Genomic DNA, 19,558 nt, shown 5'->3' with positions numbered 1-19,558 from the left:
ACGGGAAAGCCTGACCTCACCGACCCCAATCGGAGAACTCCAGCTTCGCCAGCGCCTCCGCGTTCTCCAGCAAGGCCTGCACCGCCTGCGCCGCGCCCTTGGCATCTAGGATCTTGAGGATATCGTCCTTGCTGAGTTTCTGGCCGCCGAGCTCGAGTTTCCCCAGCGGCTCCGCATTATCCACAAAGGCCTTCAAAGCAAGTGATCCCACCGGTGGCGGCGGAAGCGATGATATCCTCGCACGACAGTGCCAAAGAGTTCATCGGCCAAGTATTGCTGTGGACGAACCTCCCGGAGCGGGGCACGCAACGTATCTGGGACTGCGGCCTTGGGATCGCAATCCGTTCATCATCCAGCCGTTTTGCTTCGCGCCAGATGTTCCCCACATCCAACCGCGGGTCTCGACCATAATGTCCCGATCGCTGCCTCCTATTCCAGGCGCAACCCCAAGGATCGCCCGATGCCAATCTGAGCTGATGTCGCGCAAGCATCGGTCAAGTAGCGTTCGCCCTGCCGGACGCAGGCGAGCCACGCGATGCCGTAGGCTACCGGCAATCGTCTGCGGATCAAGATCAGGCCGCCCCCAGAAGCTTCAGTCGATCGAGCAGTGGGTTCGCCGCCACGGGCGGACCGGTGAAGCCGCTGATGTACCGGCCCACGCGGCGCGCCACTGCAAACAAGGGACCTTGCTGGACCACTTACCTAACTGCAACTCGAAACCTCGAGGCCTTCTCGGCAAGGAACGCCTGATCGCTCGCAAGCTCGTCCTCCGTCACATGCGCGCCCTCTTCGTCGACAATGCAGGCGCTCGTCTCGTCGAGAAATACAACCAGCCAGGGTAGTACTTCAGGATTGTGTCTGCACGGGTGCGGAGCCGCACGCCGGCACCGCGTCGAGCAACGATACTTCGTTCCCGTATTCGGAGATCGCTCGTGCAATTGCCCCATCTGCGAGCCCTGAAGCAGGTTCTTCAGATCCCGCCCATGCAGAGATATTTCATTTCGAGGTAGTCCTCGAGGCCATGGCGGGAACCCTCCCGCCCAATACCGGACTGTTTTATCCCGCCGAAGGGTGCCGCTTCCGAGGACATGCGTCCGGTGTTGATGCCAACCATGCCATATTCCAAGGCCTCGGCGACACGCCAGACACGCTTCAGGTTTGAGGCAAAGAAATAGGCGGCGAGGCCGTAGATCGTGTCGTTGGCCTCACGCACGACCTGATCCGCATCGTCGAAGCGAATGATCGGCGCCAGCGGCCCGAAAGTCTCTTCCTGCGCAACCGCCATCACGCTGGAAATTTCGGTGAGGACCGTCGGTTCGAAAAACGTGCCATCCTTGCCGATGCGATTGCCCCCGCATCGAATTGTGCCGCCTTTTTCGACGGCATCTGCGGTATGGGACTCGATCTTGGCCAGAGCATGCTTGTCGATGAGCGGCCCGATGTCCACTCCGGGAGCGAAGCCGTCACCAACCCATAAACGCCGGACTTTCTCCACGAATTTCTCGACGAACTCGTCGTGAACGCTCGATTGGACGTAAAGGCGGTTCGCCGAAACGCAAGTCTGGCCGGCGTTGCGGAACTTCGCCTGGATCGCACCCTCGACCGCAGCGTCGATATCGGCGTCGTCGAAGACGATGAAAGGTGCATTGCCGCCGAGCTCGAGGCTGACCTTCTTGATCTGGTCCGAGCACTGGCGCATCAGCAGCCGGCCAACCTCGGTCGACCCGGTGAAGCTGATCTTGCGGACCTTGGGATTGGCGCAGAGTTCACGGCCAACCGCATCACCTTCGGATGCATAGATCAGGTTGACGACGCCTTCGGGAAAGCCAGCCTGATGAGCGAGGGCGAACATTGCGCCAGCCACGAGCGGTGTCTGTTCAGCGGGCTTGAGGACAATGGTGCAGCCCGCGGCCAAGGCTGGCGAGATCTTGCGTGCCACCATGGAGGCTGGAAAGTTCCATGGTGTTATCGTCCCGACGACGCCGAGCGGTTGCTTGATCACCATCATCCGACGGTCCGTCGATGGTGCGGAGATGGTCTCGCCATAGATGCGATTGGCCTCCTCGGCGTACCACTGCAGGTACGCCGCAGCATGCGATACCTCCGATTTGGCTTCGGCAAGCGGCTTGCCCATCTCCGCCGTGAGGATTGCGGCGAGATCGTCGGCATGGTCGATGATCAACTGATGCCAACGCCACAGAACGTCGCTGCGCTCACGTGCGGTCAATCCTGCCCATCCAGGCTGCGCGACATAGGCCTTGTCGATCGCAGCGCGCGTCTCCTCGTCACCCATGTCGGGAAGCTCCGCCAGCACTTCGCCGGTCGACGGGTTGAGGACCTCGAATGTCCGCTTGCTAACTCGCGTGCCAAGTACCGGCAGGCGATCAATGGGTCCAAACAGCTCGGGGGCTTTCAGGTGGCGGATCATCGGCAGGCAAAGGGGCAATACCGGATTCCTCTTCAACACAGCGAGTGTATGTAGCAGGCTGCGATGTATTCCGCGACGTCCGGGTTCCTTAGGGCCTCGGCCGGGCAGCTGGTAGACCACCGTACCCAACGGGAGAGGGAGAACACTTTGAATTCTCCGAAAGATGGCTCGCGGTTCCATTAGTCGAACGAATGAACAATGGACATCGGCTTGGCCATCCAGACGCAGTGGATGCTGGCGGCCTACGCCCAGTCTGCGGGCCACGATCCCCGTTCTCTAGCCGCCTGAAGAAAGGTTAGGGTGAGAAGGAGCGCGCCACAATTAGGCGGATCGACCGCCTGAACCGGCAAATGCCTCTCAAGGCCCGCGAAAACCGCTCCGCGGGCCTTTAAAAAACCTCACTAGCCACCGAACCGGACTTCGCTCCCCACGCGAAAAGGCCTCAAGGGCACGAGGAAGACAATTAGGCTCCTTGGCTTATCCTTTGCTCCCCAGCGGCGGGCCAACGACCATAATGGCGGGCTCGGCCGAAAGCAGCTTCTTCGCCGCAGCCTTGGCCTGGTCAAGCGTCACCTGATAGATGAGAGCGGAGCGGCGCTGGATGTAGTCGGTGCCGAGATTGTCGAGCTGCAATCCGACGAGCGTGGCTGCAATCGAGCTGGAGGAATCCAGATCGTTGATAGCATAGGCGCCGATCAGATGCTTCTTGCTCGCCTCGAGCTCGGCCTTCGTCGGTCCCTTCTCCGCCATATCCTTCACCACCTGACGCACGATGCTCAGCGTCTCGGCGGCGCGGTCCGAGCGTGTCGCCGTCGTAACCAGCAGCGCATGAGAATGCTCGTAACCGGCCAGATTAGAGCCGACGCCATAGGCAAGGCCGCGCTTTTCGCGCACTTCCTGGAAAAGACGTGAGGTAAATGGCGAGCCTCCGAGTATATCGTTTATCAGCTGCGCGGCATAGAATTCCGGGTCGCTGCGCCCGATGCCGGGAAAAGCCAATCGCAGCGAGGTCTGCGGAAGCTCGTAGTTTACCTCCACCTGCTGTCCGAGTTTCGCGGCGACATCGGCAACGGGGGAGAGCGTCTGCTTCTCGTGCAAATCGCCGAACAGCTGGTCGAGCTTTTCACTCAGCCTCTTTGCGTCAATGTCACCGACCACGGCAACATGGAGCCCGTCGCGAGCGAAAGTGGCCTTGTGGAAGGCGCCGAGATCGGCCGACGTGATTCCGGCGAGGCTCACTATGTTCCCTTCGTCCGGCCGGGAATAGGGATGGGTGCCATAGATCGCGCGCAGCCATTTGCGCTGAGCGATCGCCTCGGGGTCGCGCTCATTCGCGATGATACCGGAGAGCACCTGGGCGCGGATGCGGTCGACCGGCTCCTTGTCGAAGCGAGGCCTGTTCACCGCGAGCTTGACCAGATCGAAAGCGGCGTCCTGGCGCTTGGAAAGCAGGCGTATCGAGCCATAGATGCCGTCACGCCCCGCGTCGAAGCTCATCTCGGCGCCGGCGTCGTCAAGCTTCACCTGGAAGGCATCGCTGTCGAGACCGCCGGCGCCTTCGTCGAACAGGCCGGTCATCAGGTTCGCCAGCCCCTCCTTGCCGACCGGGTCCTGGGTAGAGCCGCCGTCGAAAGCGAAGCGGATGGTGATGATCGGCACCGTATGGTCCTCCACCAGCCAGGCGATGATGCCCTTTTCAGATTTCACCTCCTGGATATTCATCGCCGCATGGGCCCTGAGCGCCGGCAGGACGAGGAAGAGGATGGCGAGGAGGACGATGGGCAGTGGGGTGGCGAGGCGCGCGACGCTGCCTTGCGCCGCTGAACGCGGAAAAGGCAGGGCTTGTGCAAAGGCGGCACGGTGTTGGTTCATCGTCACATCAATTCTCCGTCTTGGGCAAGAGATAGCCGGTGGTCGAATGGTCGGACCCGAGATAGCGGGCGGCAACCGCTTTGACATGATCGGGGGTGACCTCGCGGATGCGGTCCTGCCATTCCTCGACGTCGTTTGCGGTGCCGCCGGTGGCAAGCGTGGAGCCATACATGCTGGCGAGTTCGTCCTGGTTGTCGCGGGCGAAGATTACCGATCGGACATGGCGGTCCTTAGCCTTGTCCAGTTCGTCATTGGTGACGCCGTCCTTGGCGATGCGGGCCACCTCGGCATCGACCGCAGCCTCAAGGTCGGCGAGCTTGGCGTCGCCGCGCGGCGCGCCGTAGACGGTGAAATTGGTGGCGTCGAGCATGGTGCCCTGAAACCAGGCGCCAGCCTCGGCGGCGATGCCCAGCTTGACCACGAGCTGCTGGTAGAGCCGGCTGCGGCTGCCGCCGCCGAGGATTTCGGCCAGGAGGTCGAGCGCCTCGGCCTCGCCGCGCTCAGCGGTGCGATAGGACGGCACAACCCAATGCGTCGAAAAGTTCGGCACCGACACGCGCGCGTCGGTCAGCGTCACCGTGCGCCTGGTGTTCTGCTCCGGCTCGACCGGCCGGACTCGCGGCAGCAGCTCGGGTCCACGCGGTAGCTTCCCATAGGTCTTCTCGGCCAGCGCCTTTACCGTCTCCGGCGCGACGTCCCCGGCCACCACCAGCACGGCGTTGTTGGGGTTATAATATTTGTTGTAGAAGGCGACGGCGTCGGTGCGGTTCAGCTTCTCCATCTCCTGCATCCAGCCGATGACAGGTATTCGGTAGGGCTGGTTCTGCCAGAGCGTGGCGTCGACCGCCTCGTCCAGCACCGCCCGCGGATCGTTGTCGATGCGCGAGCGGCGCTCCTCCAGGATGACGTCGCGCTCGGTCTTGATATCGTCGTCGGTGAGGCTGAGGTTGCGCATACGGTCGGCCTCGAAGCCCATCATCTGCTCCAACGCGGAAGGCGCCACCGTCTCATAGAAGGCGGTATAGTCGTAAGAGGTGAAGGCGTTGTGCGAGCCGCCGATCTCGGACACCGCGCGGTTCAGCTCGCCGGCACCGTGATTTGCCGTGGCCTTGAACATCAAATGCTCGAAGAAATGCGCGATGCCGGATTTGCCCGGCGGCTCATCGGCGCTGCCGACCTTGTACCACACCATATGGGTGACGATCGGCGCGCGGTGATCGGGGATGACGACCACCTCCATGCCGTTGTCGAGCAGGAAATTTCTCACCATGCGGTCGTCGTTGGCGGCCAGAACCGGAGCGGTCGTCGCGAAGACCAAGGCGGTCGCAATTAATGCCCTCAGCCACCGAGACGGAGGTTTGGTGGATGGCTCCGGTTGTGGTGGCCTCGGCAGGGGTCGAGGCAAAGTCATTTGTTCCTCATTTTGAAGGCTCTGCGCCCCCGTCTCCTCTTGCGCGAGAAGGTGGATCGTCGCGCAGCGCCGAGCCTGATAAGCAACCGTCTTCGTGTTGCCAGGCCTTGCTCGAGCCTCGTCTTTGGATGCATCCGGGAAACCCCTCGCAGTATTTTTCGATGACGTGATCATGGGACGGCTTCTCCTTGGTCCGTGAGGCGTTTGCGGATGACAGCGCAAGTGCCATGCCAAACTAGAAAAGCCTTTCGGCAGTGTGATTAATCGGACTCTGCTATGTTGCGTATTCGACATTGTCGGACATCGGACACCCCCGAACGCGAAGCGTTTGCGACAATATCTTGCTCGTGCGGAAAACGATTGAGCGCGCTGCCGCGGCGGAGGATAGGAAGCTTCTCGAATTGGCGGCGGCACTGAGGAACGAAAACGATTCGGAACGCTTTCCTCGACAGGCAGTCCAGGGCAACGCTGAGCGAGCAGCGGGTCAGGAGCGTGGCCGGTGGAAAGAGCTGGCCGCCAGGCTATTCGCAGTTGAGGTGGCGGAGAGGCGAGGGGAGCTTGCCAGGCCGACGTCAAGTAGGCTCAAGGGCACCTGGCTAGAGCGTCGCATCGCCGGGTCTGACCTGGGAAGCGTGCTTGTCAGAGTTGTCCAAAGCTATTCGAGATCGCGAGGCAATGTGTGTACACCTCCCGACTAGACGCTGGGCCGTGCACCAAGCCGACAAAGAGCGCATTGCCGTTTTGAAAAACCAACAAAACAAGGCAGCGACGGGAGGTGCTCTCGTGGGCGCCATGCCGAGTGCGCTATTCACTGAAGTCCGTGTGGCGTTGACCGTTTTCTTTTCCGATCGGAGCGGCAAATGCTGGAAAGGTGAGCAGTTGCAGCCGCCGCTGGCCGAAGGGCGACGGAATTTTGCAGAAGCGATGCAGGCAGTTTTTGCGCGCTGGGTGAGCCGCCGAACAGATCGAGCCTTCTAACCGGGGCCGGCTCTAAGCTCAAGGCTATGATGCCAATAACAGCCTGACCCTGGTCAATTTCAAATGTGCCAACCGCCGCGCCGGATAATGGAACATCTCTGGGGTGTTTTCTAAAACAAATACCAGGGTCATCAAATCAAGCAGGAAGTCGTCGATCGCCTGGGCGATTGTTTGTGACTTATCATCGAACTGGTCCAGCAAAACGCGCGCCCTATCGATCGCATCCGCGCTGGCCGCATCGATCAACGCCTCGATCCTTTCGAAACAATCCAATCCCGAACTCCTTCAAGCCCTCGCCAGGGTATGCACTAAGGTGCCGACGTCAACCACCCGGCATTGACCCAGTGGCACGAGCCACCATCAGCAGATCGAGCCGCGCCGCGTCCTGCAATTTTTTCGTTTTTGCTTTGCCAGTCTCAGCTATGAATCGGACTGGGCAAATGGCCCACGTTGCAATTGTTACAAAGGAATACGCATATGGCGACCGGAACAGTGAAGTGGTTTAACAGCAGCAAGGGATTTGGATTTATCCAGCCCGACAATGGCGGTCAGGATGTTTTCGTCCACATTTCCGCTGTCGAACGCGCGGGCCTTTCGACCCTCAATGACGGTCAGACGATCAACTATGAGATCGAACAGGACCGTCGCACTGGCAAGTCATCCGCTGGCAACCTCAGCAAAGCTGGCTGATTTTTCGGCTGCGTCCCGCAAGAGCCGGAAGCACGCGGCAGGGTGGGCTGACCCGCTCGACAAGTGTGGGCGAGAACATGGCTTGACCGGAGAATCGGTCGGCAGACTGCTGCAAGCCGTCGCGAATTCCTGAGACCAGGCTGTCTGCAAAGACAAGGCGGGGTTGCTCCCCGCCTTTCATATTCCGCGCAGATCACGCCAATGGCAGCAGCGCACTCCAAAACGAACTCGGTTGCCGAGATCAAGCCGCGACCTTGTTGCGGGTCCGCTTCGCCGGCGCCGGCGTTTCCGGCTCCTTCGGTTTGCGGCCGAGCCCCATCGTCTTGGCCAATGCCGAGCGCGCTGCGGCGTAGTTCGGGGCGACCATGGGATAATCCGCCGGCAGGCCCCATTTCGCGCGATATTCGTCCGGCGTCAGCCCGTAGTGGGTCGACAAATGGCGCTTTAGCGATTTGAATTTCTTCCCGTCCTCAAGGGAGATGATGTAGTCCGGTGTCACCGACTTCTTGATCGGGACTGCAGGCTTGACGACAAGTGGCTCTTCTGCGGGGACGCTTCCAGCCGTGCCTTTCAGAGCCGCATGCACTTGGCCGATCAGAGCAGGGAGGTCCCCCACCGGAACCGGATTGTTGGAGACATAGGCTGAGACGACATCGGCGGTGAGCTCGATGAGGCTGTCGATGTTTTTGTCGGCTTCTTCTGTCATGAAAATCTCCGGGCGGCTGGAACATATCGGCGAAGCGTCGCTTCATAGTGGGGGTTGCCGCTGAACGCAACAATTGTCTCCACAGGATTATTGCGATGTTCACCCAGCATCGCGGTCTATAGCGCCGCATCCCACCGTCATGCACGTTGATCCGCTCGGTGTTGGCTGTCCCGTAACTTGGTCGGAGTTGGCTTTGAGTCTCGATCGCCTCCGTTTGAATTCTGCAAAATGAAAAAGCCGAAGCTATTTCGCGCCGCTGAAGGCTTCGTACGTCATCGGATACATGGCTTCGACCCTCAAAGTCTCCGCGATGCCTTTCCGCTTTGACATTGTCATGGTGGTCGTCGCCACCCCCAAGGAGTCAACCCGGCCGTCAGCGCGAGCAAATTGCGATGGCGCCGGCCCCGTGTTGGGATCCACAATCGGTGCGTTGGTCACAGCCTGGGTGGCGGTTTCCGCCATTCGATCACAAGCCCGATAAAGTCTGGCCGTCAGGCCCGGGCCTCTCCCGCCGTTGATCTAGCGCAGGGCGTCCACGAAGCGCATATCCCACAATGGCTTCGGTGCACAACGCTCGGAGATCCTTTATGAAAATGTTATTCACTGCGGTGGCTGTCGCCTTGCCGACCGCCACCGCTTTTGCTGCCGAACCGATCCCCGCCGACCTCAGAGAAACGGCATTGGGCACTTTCAAGGCTTTGCCATCCACCACGCCGGCAGTCGCCAACAACCCGATCACACCGGAAAAGATCGCCCTCGGCAAGGCACTGTTCTTCGATCCGCGCGTCTCGGCGTCAGGCGTTTTGTCGTGCAACTCGTGCCACAACTTGGCCACCGGGGGCGACGACAATCTTGAAACCTCGATCGGCCATGGTTGGCAAAAGGGAGCGCGCAACGCGCCGACGGTGCTGAACGCTGTCTTCAACATCGCTCAGTTCTGGGATGGTCGCGCCGAAGACCTGAAGGCTCAGGCCAAGGGACCGGTCCAAGCCGGTGTCGAAATGGCCAACACACCGGGTCAAGTCATCGCGACGGTCAAGTCGATGCCGCAATATGTCGATTGGTTCAATGCAGCTTTCCCAGGTGAGGCCGATCGCGTCACCTTCGACAACTTAGCCAAGGCAGTTGAAGCCTTTGAGGCGACACTGGTAACGCCGGCCCCCTTCGATGCTTTCCTCAATGGCGATGACGCCGCCATGACTTCCGAACAGAAACAGGGCCTGGCGCTTTTCATGGAGAAAGGGTGCTCGTCCTGCCATGCCGGCATCAACGTTGGCGGGGAGGCCTATTACGCATTCGGGCTTATTGAAAAGCCCAGCGCCGAGGTACGGCCGGAAAAAGACAAGGGCCGCTTTGCCGTCACCAATTCAGCCGACGATAGCTATGTTTTCCGCGTGGCGCCGCTGCGCAACGTGGCACTCACCGCGCCATACTTTCATTCGGGCAAGGTTTGGGATCTGAAACAGGCCGTGGCCATCATGGGGACTACCCAGCTCGGCGAAGAATTGAAGGTCGAAGAAGTCGACCTGCTCGTTGCCTTCCTTAACTCGCTGACCGGAAAGGTACCCGATGTCGTCTTGCCTATCTTACCCGCCGAAACGGCGACAACGCCTCGACCTGCATCGCAGATCTTAGGGAAATAATGGCCGGAGCTGACTACGGAAAGTCGCAATCAAGAATGATTGGGACCATTACTGGTAGGAGACGATCGCGACCTCTTTGAGAAGGCAATGCCTGGCATGATCCCAAAGTGCAGGCAATGCTTCCGTCCCCAGCTCGTTGCGATGGCATCATGCTGGTAACTGGCGCAAGTCAGGCCAAAAGAGTTCGAAAAGTTGGAGGATTGTCGGAGATACTACAACGAGGAGCGCCCCATATGAGGCGATAGGGCACAAGGCCTCGGTCGCCGGTTTCAGTCTGTGCCAAAGTCAACGGCGTTTCACCGCCCAGTTCCGCTAATTCCCTGCACAGCTACCTGTTCGCTTTGCCAGAAGCTCTCTTGACTAATTGGTGGCGATGTACAGGCTTTCCCGAGAGCTTAGTCTCACACTGTGCAAAGCCCTCTTACGGCTGAGGGAGGGGAGGGACGCTTGGACGAGCACGATCCGAAGGAAGAGCTGATCGAGACGATTTTCCGCAACGGCACAATCACCGTGGTGGGCATCCTGCTTGCTTTTTCGCTCGGCTTCGTCACGCATTGGGCGGCAAACCCCGTGCCATGGCGGCTCTACGACCTGTTCGCCGTTGTGCCGATTCTGGTCGGCATCGCGTTGCAGATGCGGGCCCTGTCCAAGCTGCTCGACATGAGTTCGCTGCGCCGACCTATCTACGAACGCGCCAACCGCATCTTCATGGCGGGCCTCATCCTGACCGCGTGCGGCGTCGGGCTGGCCATCCTGCTCGATGTCATCCAGATGTCAGCGAAGGGTACGCTGCCGGGCGCTTAACGGCCTGTCACTGCGCTTTGGCAGCCCATCGTTGTCACTCGATTATTGTATCCGCCGCAGGTCCGCCTCTTAGCAGTGTCGCATCATTTGGCGCCGGTTCTTACTGTGCATTGGTTGCGCCGGCCCCCGGCACCACGTGATCGTAGGCGCGCAGCGACACATCGCAATAGACCGGCAGTGGCGAGGCGAGGCCGAAGGGGCAAACGCCGCCAACCGGGCGGCCGGTGATTTCCACCACGTGCTTGTGCAGCGCGCGTGGCTGGCCGTCGAACGCATCACGCGATTTGCGGTTGTCGATGCGCGCGTCAAGCCGCCAACGCCGACGGCGATGCCGATGCGACTGGACTTGTCAAATTTAGAACCTTTCGGCTTGCCGGAAATTAGGGTCTCGGTGGCATAGCCCCACAAGGTCTTTGGGTGTTGGCAGGAAGACCGAAGCGCGGGCGTGAATGGATCTAAGCGTTGCGTCAGGGCGAGGCCTGGCAGGTGCCCGCGCGCATAGCCGAACTGGAGCGCGACTTCATGGCGACCACACCCATGGGGAGCCATCGACGTTTCGAAGCCGGACATGAACTTCGCAATGCGAAGTTCCGCCTGGAGCGTCTGAATACCGGAGAAATGTAGGCGTTAGCGAAGCTTCGTCGCTCTCAATCCTTGCCGCGCTGTCGGCTGGCGGCGGGGCAACATATGACGCGGGTTACCCGCGGGAAGAGCCGGTTGCGGGAAATCCGCCCGCGCGGATCTGTGAGGGCGAAAGCCGAATGGCTGAGCTACTCGACCACGAGCCGACGAAAAGTCACGCTCTACAACGCGCCCGTCGACATCTCGGCGACGATGCCGGATCAAAGAGTGGGAACTGGGCCGCTTCGGAACGGCCGGACTGATGACCTCTCCAACTAAGTCCAAGCGGCGGCGTGAAGACCAAGAGCTGTGGTTTCTTTTTTCGGGGTTTGCGCGAAAAATCTTTAGCCCAGACCTGATTATTGTGATCCGCCTGTCGTATTTCCAGTTGGTGTTGCACGGTACAATGACCGCTTCGCCGTGTGCGGCAGGAGGCCACGGCATAGGTTGAAACACGGAAAGACGGCGCAGACCGTCACACTCTTCAAAAGAGACTATTCTTCCAGGGGATCGTCATCATCGATGCGGCGGTCGGGAGGCTCGGCCGGGCTGTAGGAGGGCGTTGGCAATGATGCGGTCAGGAGATGCATGGCGTGATCCACGCCAGGTACCTGCACGGAACACCTCCCCAAAATGGCGGCCCGGTCCCGGAATCGAGCCGCCGTCGCGAGATTTTCGCGGCCGCGGAGGCTTCGCTGTCTGCTGTCCACAGGCCGAAGCGCGCAGCAGATGAGAGCGGGCGGCGGGTGCGCCAATGCGCCCAAGACTTGCAAAGCCTCGGCAGGGCTTCAATTATTCAGTGAAACATGTCGAGCAGGCAGTTGTCAGCAAGTGCTGAATCCGATCGCGAATACGAGACCTCCGACCCTCGGAGTTCCTTGCCGAGGTCAGAACCACGGCCGCGAGGGTTATTCGCTCAGAGAAACCACGGGTGCAGCCGGCGGCGCACCGCAGACACTCGAAAGAATTGCCCGTCAGAGTAGCGCAGACATCTCGGCGAAACAAATAAGTGACGATCTCTCGACATCACGGCAGGTGGCAACTCATATGTATTGGGCTTCGCCGCCGCTGCCATCGAAGACGCGGGTCGAGATGTTAGCCATGGCTTGCCTGCGCTCTCGGCCACTTAAGCGCAGGAAATTTCCCCCTTCGTGGCTTCAACGTTCCATCATGCCGTAGCTGCGGTTGATCTCGGGATCGTAAAAGCTGGCGCAGCTAACGCCCGACTTGAAATGTCGGGAACGATCAGTCGGGGAACGCCATCAAAGAAACGAAACATCCTGACATGAGCACCGATCCAGTCGGGAAGTGTTTGCGTCCAGGTCGCTTTGGCATATGTGAAGCTGGATGCTCCCAGGACCGCCACGAAGATCTCCGCCTCGCGGATCTCGCCAGTGTGTCGATCAACGATCGGTATCTTCTTGCCGGAATAATCCACGAAGACTTTGTCGCCCGCGCGTGTTCCTGGCGTTCATTGATGCTAGTCCTCCAGCGTAAAGATGGTTTACTTTTGCAACTCGCTTTGCCAGAGCGCAGGTCGCTGTCCACGCCTCCTCATCGGATCTTTTGACCGGTTGCCGTGGGCGCGGAGCCCAAAAAAGCCGGTCTAGCGCAAGACGATCTGCGCAATCCGGGCGCCAACCTGAGAATGCATCAATGAAGTACTGCTGCAACCCAGGCCAGAAAAGTGGCAAGATGGTGCAATCTACCAAATGTTCAGCTTATTTTCTGGGACACTCCCTTGAGAGCGTCGTAAAGCAATTTGATAACGCCGGATTCCAAAGTCAGGCTCAGGCTCCATTGCTGAGCGAGGGATTGAATTCTAATAAGATCGGTCGGGTTGTCCGGTTCCATGGATGCCATGAGGCTGTTAAGACTTCTTTCTGCTTCAACAGTAGCATTACCGAGACTGCTACTGATACTGCTGACGGTAAGGTTATGGCCAGAAATAGGCGACATAGTTATCTCCAAGGTATCGGTATTTCTTTATTACGGTACCACCATTCATATTGTATTGATCACCTCTGTCGCCGCGCCTATCGCGTCCACTATCGCCGCCAAAACTTCGAATTCCTGTTTCGAAACGCCAGCATCCATTTCACGTTTCAACAATTGCCGGCAGGTATCGAATTCCTTCTCTAGGGCGGATCTCTTTGCGCCGTCGAAATCCCTTTGCAACTGTCTCTGAAAGTCAAACATGGCTATGGCTTCGCTCACCCGTTTTCCTCCTCCACCGTCCATTTTGGCTTGCTCGGATAAGGAACATGCATCTCATCCCCGCCGATGCGCACAGAAATTCCGCCTCGGTCTATGTCAACGATTTGGCCCAAGCTCCCGAGACTGTCGCCAATCTTCAGGCGCGTTCCATTCTCAATGACGATGAACGGCGTTCGGCCAAGGTGTACGCCTCTGGGCGCCGGCAATATGACCGGCGTGAACTGCGTCTCGAGCGGGATGTAGGGTGCGAACCTCTCCTGAAATCGAGAAGCGACATTCTGCCACGCTTCAAAAGCAGTCGGAGCCAGAGCCCCCGAAACGAGAACGCCGTCTGCCTTCGTCAAGACGTGAATGGAGCGCCGCAGCTGGGCCGTCATCGCGGTCTCTAGAAAAACGCGAGCGCCGTCGGGTGTCACGATCGCGTTTTCAATTTCGGTTATCCCCGGAATATCCTGCTGCAGTCGATGAAGCGCTGCTTCGACCTTCGCATCGCTGGGTCCATATCCTGTTATCGTGATCTCTCCGGCGCCGATCACGCGGACGCTGCCCTCGATTCCGAAGCCGCTTATGACCGTCGTCACGAGGTCGATGAGCTGCGAAGCCGATAGAGTGGTCGGTGGTTTGGATATCACTTCCGCCTCAAGGCCAGCGTTGTTCAGGGCGACTCGTAGTTCAGCATCGTCTCCGCCTCGGAAGTCTCCTTGGATGACGAGTTTGTCATCAACCCAGGTAATGTTGACGTTTCGAGCGCCATTCAATTCGTGAATGATTTGTCGCACGATCCTCATCGGGTCAGTGGCCGGAGACGTTCCTGAGGCGGAGGGGGGAACTCGCCCTATGGCGGCCCAAAACACGACGAAGGGCATAATCAGGAGCGTGCAAGCTACCGCCCCGAGCCGTAATCGCCGCGGTATCGAACCTGCCATGAGATGGATCCGTCGGCCGATCAAGGCCGACGCCAGCTCGGGAGGGGCAAGCGGCGCGGAAGTGTCCGGCTCCCCGTTTCCTATGGAGTCCGCCTCGGGAAAGCTGCTCCCGGCCGGCCCGATCACAAAAATCGTCCGCCCGACCTGTACCGGTGTTAGCCGATCGAGCACCGTCAAGTTCCCTACGGGGAGATCTTTGGTCCCGATGCGCACCCCCGCTGCGAGCGCAATAATATGGATGCGTCCCGCCTCGACGGTAATGCGAAGATGTGTGGCAGCCAGTTCCGGATCAGCGAAGGTGAGGTCATCGGTATAACTGGCACCGATCAGCCAGACGCCTTCCTCGAGCGGGGTCTCTGCACCCCGGTTGGGACCGGACAGCACGCGTAGGCTCAGCTTGGCATCATCGCTAGCCAGACCAACATATTCCATGTTCGTACCTCTCACGACAGCGATATCCTTGCCAGCGGCTGTACGGAGATATCGGGGGCAAGTTCCTGATAGGAGAGCACGGGTAGCCCGTAGAGATCGACTTCGATGATCTTGCGCAAGTATCGGCGGATGTCGATAGAGGTCAGTAGCACTGGCTTATGCGGTTGCTGGCCGACATCGCCTATCGCATCCCGCACCTTATCAATGATTTGCCGAGTGATGCCAGGGTCGAGGGCGAGATAACTGCCCGCGGAAGTCTGCCGGATAGCATTACGCACCTTATCTTCCACTTCCGGCATAAGAATGTAGGCGGGCAACAGGGTCCTGCCGACAGAATGCCGGAAACAGATTTGCCTTTTCAATGCACAGCGCACATGCTCAGTGAGCAGAACTGTGTCTTTTTCCTTCGGTCCCCATTCGACCAGCGCGGTTAGGATAGCGCGCATGTTGCGCAGCGAGACCTCCTCGGAAACCAGTCGCTTCAAGATCTCAGAAATGGTCTGCAGAGGAACGGTCCGCAGCACCTCCTTTACGAGTTCCGGGAAAGATCCTTCCACTTGATTCAGCAGAATTTTTGTTTCCTGGATTCCGATAAACTCATCTGCTTGCCGACGCAGGACGTGTCCAATGTGGTAGCTGAGGATCTGAACCGGTTCAAAAAATGGGATACTGGCGGCTTGCAACGACTCGCGATGTTTGATGTCCACCCACGTGGTCTCGATCTGAGGCAGGAATGGCTTATCGAGAACATACGGAATGCCCACAAGGTCGAGGTTCTCGGGCATATCACGAGCCAGAATGTGCTGCGCCCGTAACGATCCTTCACCACATGGAATTTCATTTACCATGATCGTGTAAGCGCCATCCTTGTTGCTGTCGCTGACACGCAGATTAATGCCTGGAAAGGGAACGCCAAGATCGAGAAGAAGCGCCTGCCGCACAGCGGCCAACTCCTTGTTCAGCCAGTCTGGCCGGACGATGCCCTGAACGTCTCGACCAATGTCGAGCATCAGAGGAACCGTGAGCGTGATGGCATCGCAGCCTTCGCCGCTCCGTTCAGCCGGCCCGTCCGACGCCGTCACCGGCGCCCTGACGCCGGCGACCGAGTAGGAAATCGATGGCGCTGAAAGCGGCCGCCTGCGCTGCAATAACCAGCCGCCGCCTCCAGCCAATACTGCCAATATCACGAAAATTGCCGAAGGAAAGCCAGGTACCAAAGAGAACAGAATTAGGATGACGGATCCTGCGATCAGGGCACGTGGCTGGGCTTTGACTTCGTCTCCAATCTCACTGCCGAGATCTGAGCCCTTTTCCCTGTCGCTTATCCTCGTGACGATGAATCCTGCCGTGATTGAGGTGAAGAGAGCCGGAATCTGACCGACGAGCCCGTCGCCGATGGTCAGGATGGTGTAAATCTCGAGCGCTTCGTACAAGCCCATGCCCTTTTGCAGGGCACCAATCGCAATGCCGCCCATGATGTTCACGAAGATGCTGATCACACCTGCGATTGCGTCACCTTTGACGAACTTCATTGCACCGTCCATCGCGGCGTACAATTGGCTCTCGCGCTCGATGGCGATGCGGCGGCGACGGGCTTCTTGAATATCGATGGCGCCGGCACGCAGGTCGCCGTCGATGCTCATTTGCTTGCCTGGCATCGCATCCAGGGAGAAGCGTGCGGCGACTTCAGCCACGCGCTCGGACCCCTTCGTTATGACGACGAACTGCACGATGGTGATGATCAAGAAAGTAACTGCGCCCACCACGAGATTCCCAGCCACCACGAAATCGCCGAAAGTCTTGATGATTTGGCCGGCGTCTGAGTGCAGTAAGATCATGCGTGTCGCAGCGATACCGAGGGACAACCGAAAGAGCGTCGTCAGCAAAAGCACCGACGGGAAGGAGACGAACGCGAGGGGTGACTTAATATAGACCGCCACCATCAGCAGCAGCGCGGAAATCCCAAGGTTGATAGCCTGCAGCACATCCATCAGGACGGCCGGCAGCGGAATGATCATCATAAAAATGATGGCAACCAATAGCCCCGCCAGAATAATGTCGTTCCGGCCCGTCGCAACTGCCAGGACCTTGTTGAGAAAATTCACGATGTCCTTCCCCGCGACGCACCCGGCACGGCCGCCTGTGTCAGCAGTATTGTGACCATTCGCTGACAGGCTCTCGCCTCGGATCTGAGGCCGAGTTTCCAATAAGCCTTGACCCGCACCTGCAATATCCGGAATCGCTCCTCATCATTCAGCGCGTGCAGAAGAAGCCGACCCGCCTCGGCAGCGGCCTCCTCGCAGTCTCCCGCTCGCAGCAATGCCAGACAGCGTGCATGTCGTGCCCAGCCCCATGCAGAGTCGAGATGCTCGAGAGCGAGTAGGAGCTTGGCTGCATCGTGAAGAAGGCCAAACTTAATGTAGAGATACGCTAGCACCGATAGCGCATCGCGCTTGTCGGCACTGATAAACGGTTCAATCATTCAGGTTTATCCTCGCATCAAAGCACGGCAGGCGTCGTCGAAAAGAAAACGGTCGAATTGCGCCCGATCGAGTACCGAGAGCGCATCCCGGAGCACGGCACGATCAGGGTCTCCCGTTTGCGCAGCCAAATCGGCCAGCGATGCATGTGCGGCTTTGAGCGTCACGGCGTAAGTCGGCGACTCGAGAATTCCGGGATTGGCGATCGGAGGCGCGAAGGCGGCCATCATCAGGTCATCGACGGTGGGAGCGTCGTATAGCTGATCGAATTGCAAAGCCGACCGAGCATCGACTATGAGGCCTGTTCGGCGCAGTTCCGCCGATCCAGAGACGGTTGGAGCAGAATAATTCAAGCTACCGGAATCGATTCTAATCATATATCACCGCGCTGCGGCATCAATTTCGTCGACGAGCCGCACGAGAACCTGCGCTCCGGTTTCTAGAGTTGGAAGATCGATGCGATTCTCAGCAATGCTGATGAGCAGGACCAACAACGCCTCGCCATAAAAGGCGACGTTCACCATGTGCGGAAGCGCACGATCCGGGTGTACCGCCTTGAGAGCTGCCGCGGCGATCCCTTGGCGGTGAAGCGGCAAGGGGCGCGTTATGTACATTACGACAGAGCCATCGCGACACTCGATGTGGAGATCGCCCGATCGTTCAAAACGCAGCGTTAATGGGGGCGCCTGCGGAGGAAGTCCCATCGCCGAGCAAAAAGCCTGAATAGAAGCGAGGGCGCTCATGCACTCTCTTCCTGTTCAATGCGGATGTCCATCGCTTCCTCTACTGCCCGCAACGTCGATTCTCTTGCCTCCAAGTCGCGGTAGACCCCGACCGGAATCATCGCGAGAAGATTTCGACAGTCGCACAGTGCGGCAATCTGCAAATCAAGGTGAACGGGAGGGATTCCTAACCGTTCCAGAAAGGGGATGACCTTCGACGGACCAGGAACGGGATCTTCGACTAACGGTAATAAGTGCCACATCACGCCTGCAGCGGTGATATTGATGATATTTCGCCGCCGCATCCGTTCGACCATCTTTTCGCAGGATTCGTGCACAGTATCCAGCACCCGCAGCGCCGATAATCCGCTGAGGATCTCATATAGCCGAGCGGGCTCGACCGACGGGCCAGCAGAGGCGATGTCCTCGCCGAGCGCACGCGTAAGAAAGGCGACACGCCATGCAAAGCCCTCGACTCCAGACTTTCTGAGAATCTCCCTGTAAACCTGGAACGGTCCTGGATCGCTGGAGACCGTGGCCCGATAGAAATCACGCAGCTCTGCAGCGAGTCCTTGATCTCCCGCCGCTAGTTCAGACGCTGCAACGGAAATATTGAGGCCGGCACGAACAGCCACCCCCTGCTCGGCCATGAGTTGGGCCTTGGCACCATCCGTCCGTACGGCAAGCTTGTCGAGGCCCTCGCGTCGCAACTCTCGCGCCGCTAGATCGAGTTCCGCATAGGCACAAGAGGGGTCAGCGAACCGCCAGCGGACCTTTCGGAGTATATCCTGCAAGGCAGAATCGTCGCTGCGGATATCGCGCAACAGCCCTTGCAACTCGGCACGGTCGAAACACGGGAGACGTTCGAAATAGGATTCTATCTCGTGGACTGCGCTGAGCGGCGGCGCTCTGCGCTCCTCGGAGATTTTGCGGGCTGCTAGCCCCTTCGACTCCATCGCCTCGGAAAAACCGAAAGTGCGCTCTTCCTTTGCTTGTTCCAAGAGAGTCGCCTGTGTAGGTGTCACCATGCGAACAACTTCACCGCGCCATGAGCCCAGGTGCACCGGGACCGACTCGATCGCTGTCCGATCAGAGCAAAGGCGCGAAAGCGCCGTTTCGAATACCGTCCCATCAGATATCACTTCGGCTCCGTGCGGTCTTATGGCGGATTGTCTCGGCGTCCGGCCGACCTCTATCCTTCTGGGGCCAGGCGGCATTGCACTGCAGAGTGTGCGGGCTTCCTCGCGGGCCGACTTGCCATTCCGTAGCTGGGTGGTGCAAGGCTGGGTGGATCCGCATTTTTTCCCACCATCTAGGGCTCAGGTGCTCGCTCCTATCGAAGCTACGTCTGGGCAGCGCACATCGAAGCGAACTGTGCCAGTGGGCTGCGCTCATTCCCTTTCCGACGGGCCAACGAGAGTCAGTCCATACGTTTTATAACTTCATGACATGCATAACAAATATGAAGCCGTTATGAGTACATACAAAATGCATATGGGAATCAGAATATGATCCGGCACCGAGCGAAATATTGTATCCATCCGGTGAGGGACGCGGACGGACCTATTTGTTTCCGTCGCGATGGATGGCGATGAGGTTTTGAAGGCTTTCGATGCCGAATTCGGAGA

At 58.9% G+C, this 19,558-nt stretch carries 19 protein-coding genes and 2 pseudogenes; 4 read left to right on the top strand and 17 right to left on the bottom strand.

All coding sequences use genetic code 11. The annotated features are described in order from the left end of the window. Window positions 1–16 precede the first annotated feature (16 nt). The 4 genes from HNQ71_RS33160 to HNQ71_RS33145 form a co-directional block, all read right to left on the bottom strand. Entirely contained in the window at window positions 17–196 is a 180-nt protein-coding gene (locus HNQ71_RS33160) for a hypothetical protein (RefSeq protein WP_184878867.1), read from the bottom strand. A 774-nt stretch (window positions 197–970) separates the two neighbouring features. Then, window positions 971–2,428, bottom strand: a complete 1,458-nt coding sequence (locus tag HNQ71_RS33155) for an NAD-dependent succinate-semialdehyde dehydrogenase (RefSeq protein WP_425492302.1) — start codon at window positions 2,426–2,428, stop codon at window positions 971–973. Window positions 2,429–2,905: 477 nt separating this feature from the next. Beyond that, window positions 2,906–4,300 carry a M16 family metallopeptidase gene (locus tag HNQ71_RS33150; protein WP_184878926.1) on the bottom strand — a complete coding sequence of 465 codons (1,395 nt, stop codon included), beginning with the start codon at window positions 4,298–4,300 and terminating at the stop codon, window positions 2,906–2,908. A gap of 7 nt (window positions 4,301–4,307) precedes the next feature. Continuing rightward, a complete protein-coding gene (locus HNQ71_RS33145; RefSeq protein ID WP_184878861.1) occupies window positions 4,308–5,711 on the bottom strand; it encodes a M16 family metallopeptidase in 1,404 nt (467 codons plus the stop codon). Window positions 5,712–6,419: 708 nt separating this feature from the next. Between HNQ71_RS33145 and HNQ71_RS33140 the strand changes: the two genes are divergently transcribed. Next, the gene (locus tag HNQ71_RS33140; protein ID WP_184878858.1) at window positions 6,420–6,689 is read left to right on the top strand and encodes a hypothetical protein; all 270 of its coding nucleotides are present in this window, start codon (window positions 6,420–6,422) and stop codon (window positions 6,687–6,689) included. Window positions 6,690–6,713: 24 nt separating this feature from the next. Here HNQ71_RS33140 and HNQ71_RS33135 read toward each other — a convergent pair whose 3' ends face one another. Beyond that, entirely contained in the window at window positions 6,714–6,962 is a 249-nt protein-coding gene (locus HNQ71_RS33135; RefSeq protein ID WP_184878855.1) for a hypothetical protein, read from the bottom strand. Between the two features lie 204 nt (window positions 6,963–7,166). On the opposite strand from HNQ71_RS33135, the gene HNQ71_RS33130 reads away from it, so the two are divergent. Further along, the gene (locus HNQ71_RS33130; RefSeq protein WP_184878852.1) at window positions 7,167–7,379 is read left to right on the top strand and encodes a cold-shock protein; all 213 of its coding nucleotides are present in this window, start codon (window positions 7,167–7,169) and stop codon (window positions 7,377–7,379) included. 241 nt (window positions 7,380–7,620) lie between these two features. Here HNQ71_RS33130 and HNQ71_RS33125 read toward each other — a convergent pair whose 3' ends face one another. Continuing rightward, window positions 7,621–8,085, bottom strand: a complete 465-nt coding sequence (locus tag HNQ71_RS33125; protein WP_184878849.1) for a Ros/MucR family transcriptional regulator — start codon at window positions 8,083–8,085, stop codon at window positions 7,621–7,623. 587 nt (window positions 8,086–8,672) lie between these two features. On the opposite strand from HNQ71_RS33125, the gene HNQ71_RS33120 reads away from it, so the two are divergent. Continuing rightward, a complete protein-coding gene (locus tag HNQ71_RS33120) occupies window positions 8,673–9,728 on the top strand; it encodes a cytochrome-c peroxidase (protein WP_184878846.1) in 1,056 nt (351 codons plus the stop codon). 447 nt (window positions 9,729–10,175) lie between these two features. After that, window positions 10,176–10,532: a hypothetical protein gene (locus HNQ71_RS33115; RefSeq protein ID WP_184878843.1), complete on the top strand. Its 357-nt coding sequence runs from the start codon at window positions 10,176–10,178 to the stop codon at window positions 10,530–10,532. A 106-nt stretch (window positions 10,533–10,638) separates the two neighbouring features. On the opposite strand, the pseudogene HNQ71_RS33110 reads toward HNQ71_RS33115, so the two are convergent. From HNQ71_RS33110 to sctW, 11 genes and pseudogenes are all read right to left on the bottom strand, one after another. Continuing rightward, a pseudogene (locus HNQ71_RS33110) lies at window positions 10,639–10,845 on the bottom strand (YbaK/EbsC family protein); the annotation flags it as partial. An 802-nt stretch (window positions 10,846–11,647) separates the two neighbouring features. Then, entirely contained in the window at window positions 11,648–11,770 is a 123-nt protein-coding gene (locus HNQ71_RS35600; protein WP_281391492.1) for a hypothetical protein, read from the bottom strand. A gap of 558 nt (window positions 11,771–12,328) precedes the next feature. Beyond that, window positions 12,329–12,612: pseudogene (locus HNQ71_RS33105) on the bottom strand (IS21 family transposase); the annotation flags it as partial. A gap of 257 nt (window positions 12,613–12,869) precedes the next feature. Further along, a complete protein-coding gene (locus HNQ71_RS33100; protein WP_184878840.1) occupies window positions 12,870–13,112 on the bottom strand; it encodes an EscF/YscF/HrpA family type III secretion system needle major subunit in 243 nt (80 codons plus the stop codon). A gap of 45 nt (window positions 13,113–13,157) precedes the next feature. Then, window positions 13,158–13,370, bottom strand: a complete 213-nt coding sequence (locus HNQ71_RS33095) for an EscE/YscE/SsaE family type III secretion system needle protein co-chaperone (RefSeq protein ID WP_184878838.1) — start codon at window positions 13,368–13,370, stop codon at window positions 13,158–13,160. Next, window positions 13,367–14,728, bottom strand: a complete 1,362-nt coding sequence (gene sctD, locus HNQ71_RS33090; protein ID WP_184878835.1) for a type III secretion system inner membrane ring subunit SctD — start codon at window positions 14,726–14,728, stop codon at window positions 13,367–13,369. The genes HNQ71_RS33095 and sctD overlap by 4 nt, the downstream gene beginning before the upstream one ends. An 11-nt stretch (window positions 14,729–14,739) precedes the next feature. Further along, window positions 14,740–16,833, bottom strand: coding sequence for a type III secretion system export apparatus subunit SctV (sctV, locus tag HNQ71_RS33085; RefSeq protein ID WP_184878819.1), 2,094 nt, complete (start codon window positions 16,831–16,833; stop codon window positions 14,740–14,742). Beyond that, window positions 16,830–17,210: a hypothetical protein gene (locus HNQ71_RS33080; RefSeq protein WP_184878804.1), complete on the bottom strand. Its 381-nt coding sequence runs from the start codon at window positions 17,208–17,210 to the stop codon at window positions 16,830–16,832. The genes sctV and HNQ71_RS33080 overlap by 4 nt, the downstream gene beginning before the upstream one ends. A 6-nt stretch (window positions 17,211–17,216) precedes the next feature. Then, the gene (gene sctX / locus HNQ71_RS35770) at window positions 17,217–17,585 is read right to left on the bottom strand and encodes a type III secretion apparatus assembly protein SctX (RefSeq protein WP_343068314.1); all 369 of its coding nucleotides are present in this window, start codon (window positions 17,583–17,585) and stop codon (window positions 17,217–17,219) included. A gap of 3 nt (window positions 17,586–17,588) precedes the next feature. Beyond that, the gene (locus tag HNQ71_RS33070; RefSeq protein WP_184878798.1) at window positions 17,589–17,951 is read right to left on the bottom strand and encodes a type III secretion system chaperone family protein; all 363 of its coding nucleotides are present in this window, start codon (window positions 17,949–17,951) and stop codon (window positions 17,589–17,591) included. Beyond that, entirely contained in the window at window positions 17,948–18,931 is a 984-nt protein-coding gene (gene sctW, locus HNQ71_RS33065) for a type III secretion system gatekeeper subunit SctW (protein WP_184878795.1), read from the bottom strand. Before sctW ends, HNQ71_RS33070 begins: the two co-directional genes overlap by 4 nt. Window positions 18,932–19,558: the final 627 nt, after the last annotated feature.

Origin of the sequence: Mesorhizobium sangaii, from assembly GCF_014207355.1 — a bacterium.
Lineage (GTDB): Bacteria > Pseudomonadota > Alphaproteobacteria > Rhizobiales > Rhizobiaceae > Mesorhizobium > Mesorhizobium sangaii.
Note: the sequence above shows the minus strand (reverse complement) of the source record. Positions and strands in the feature narration are given on the sequence as shown.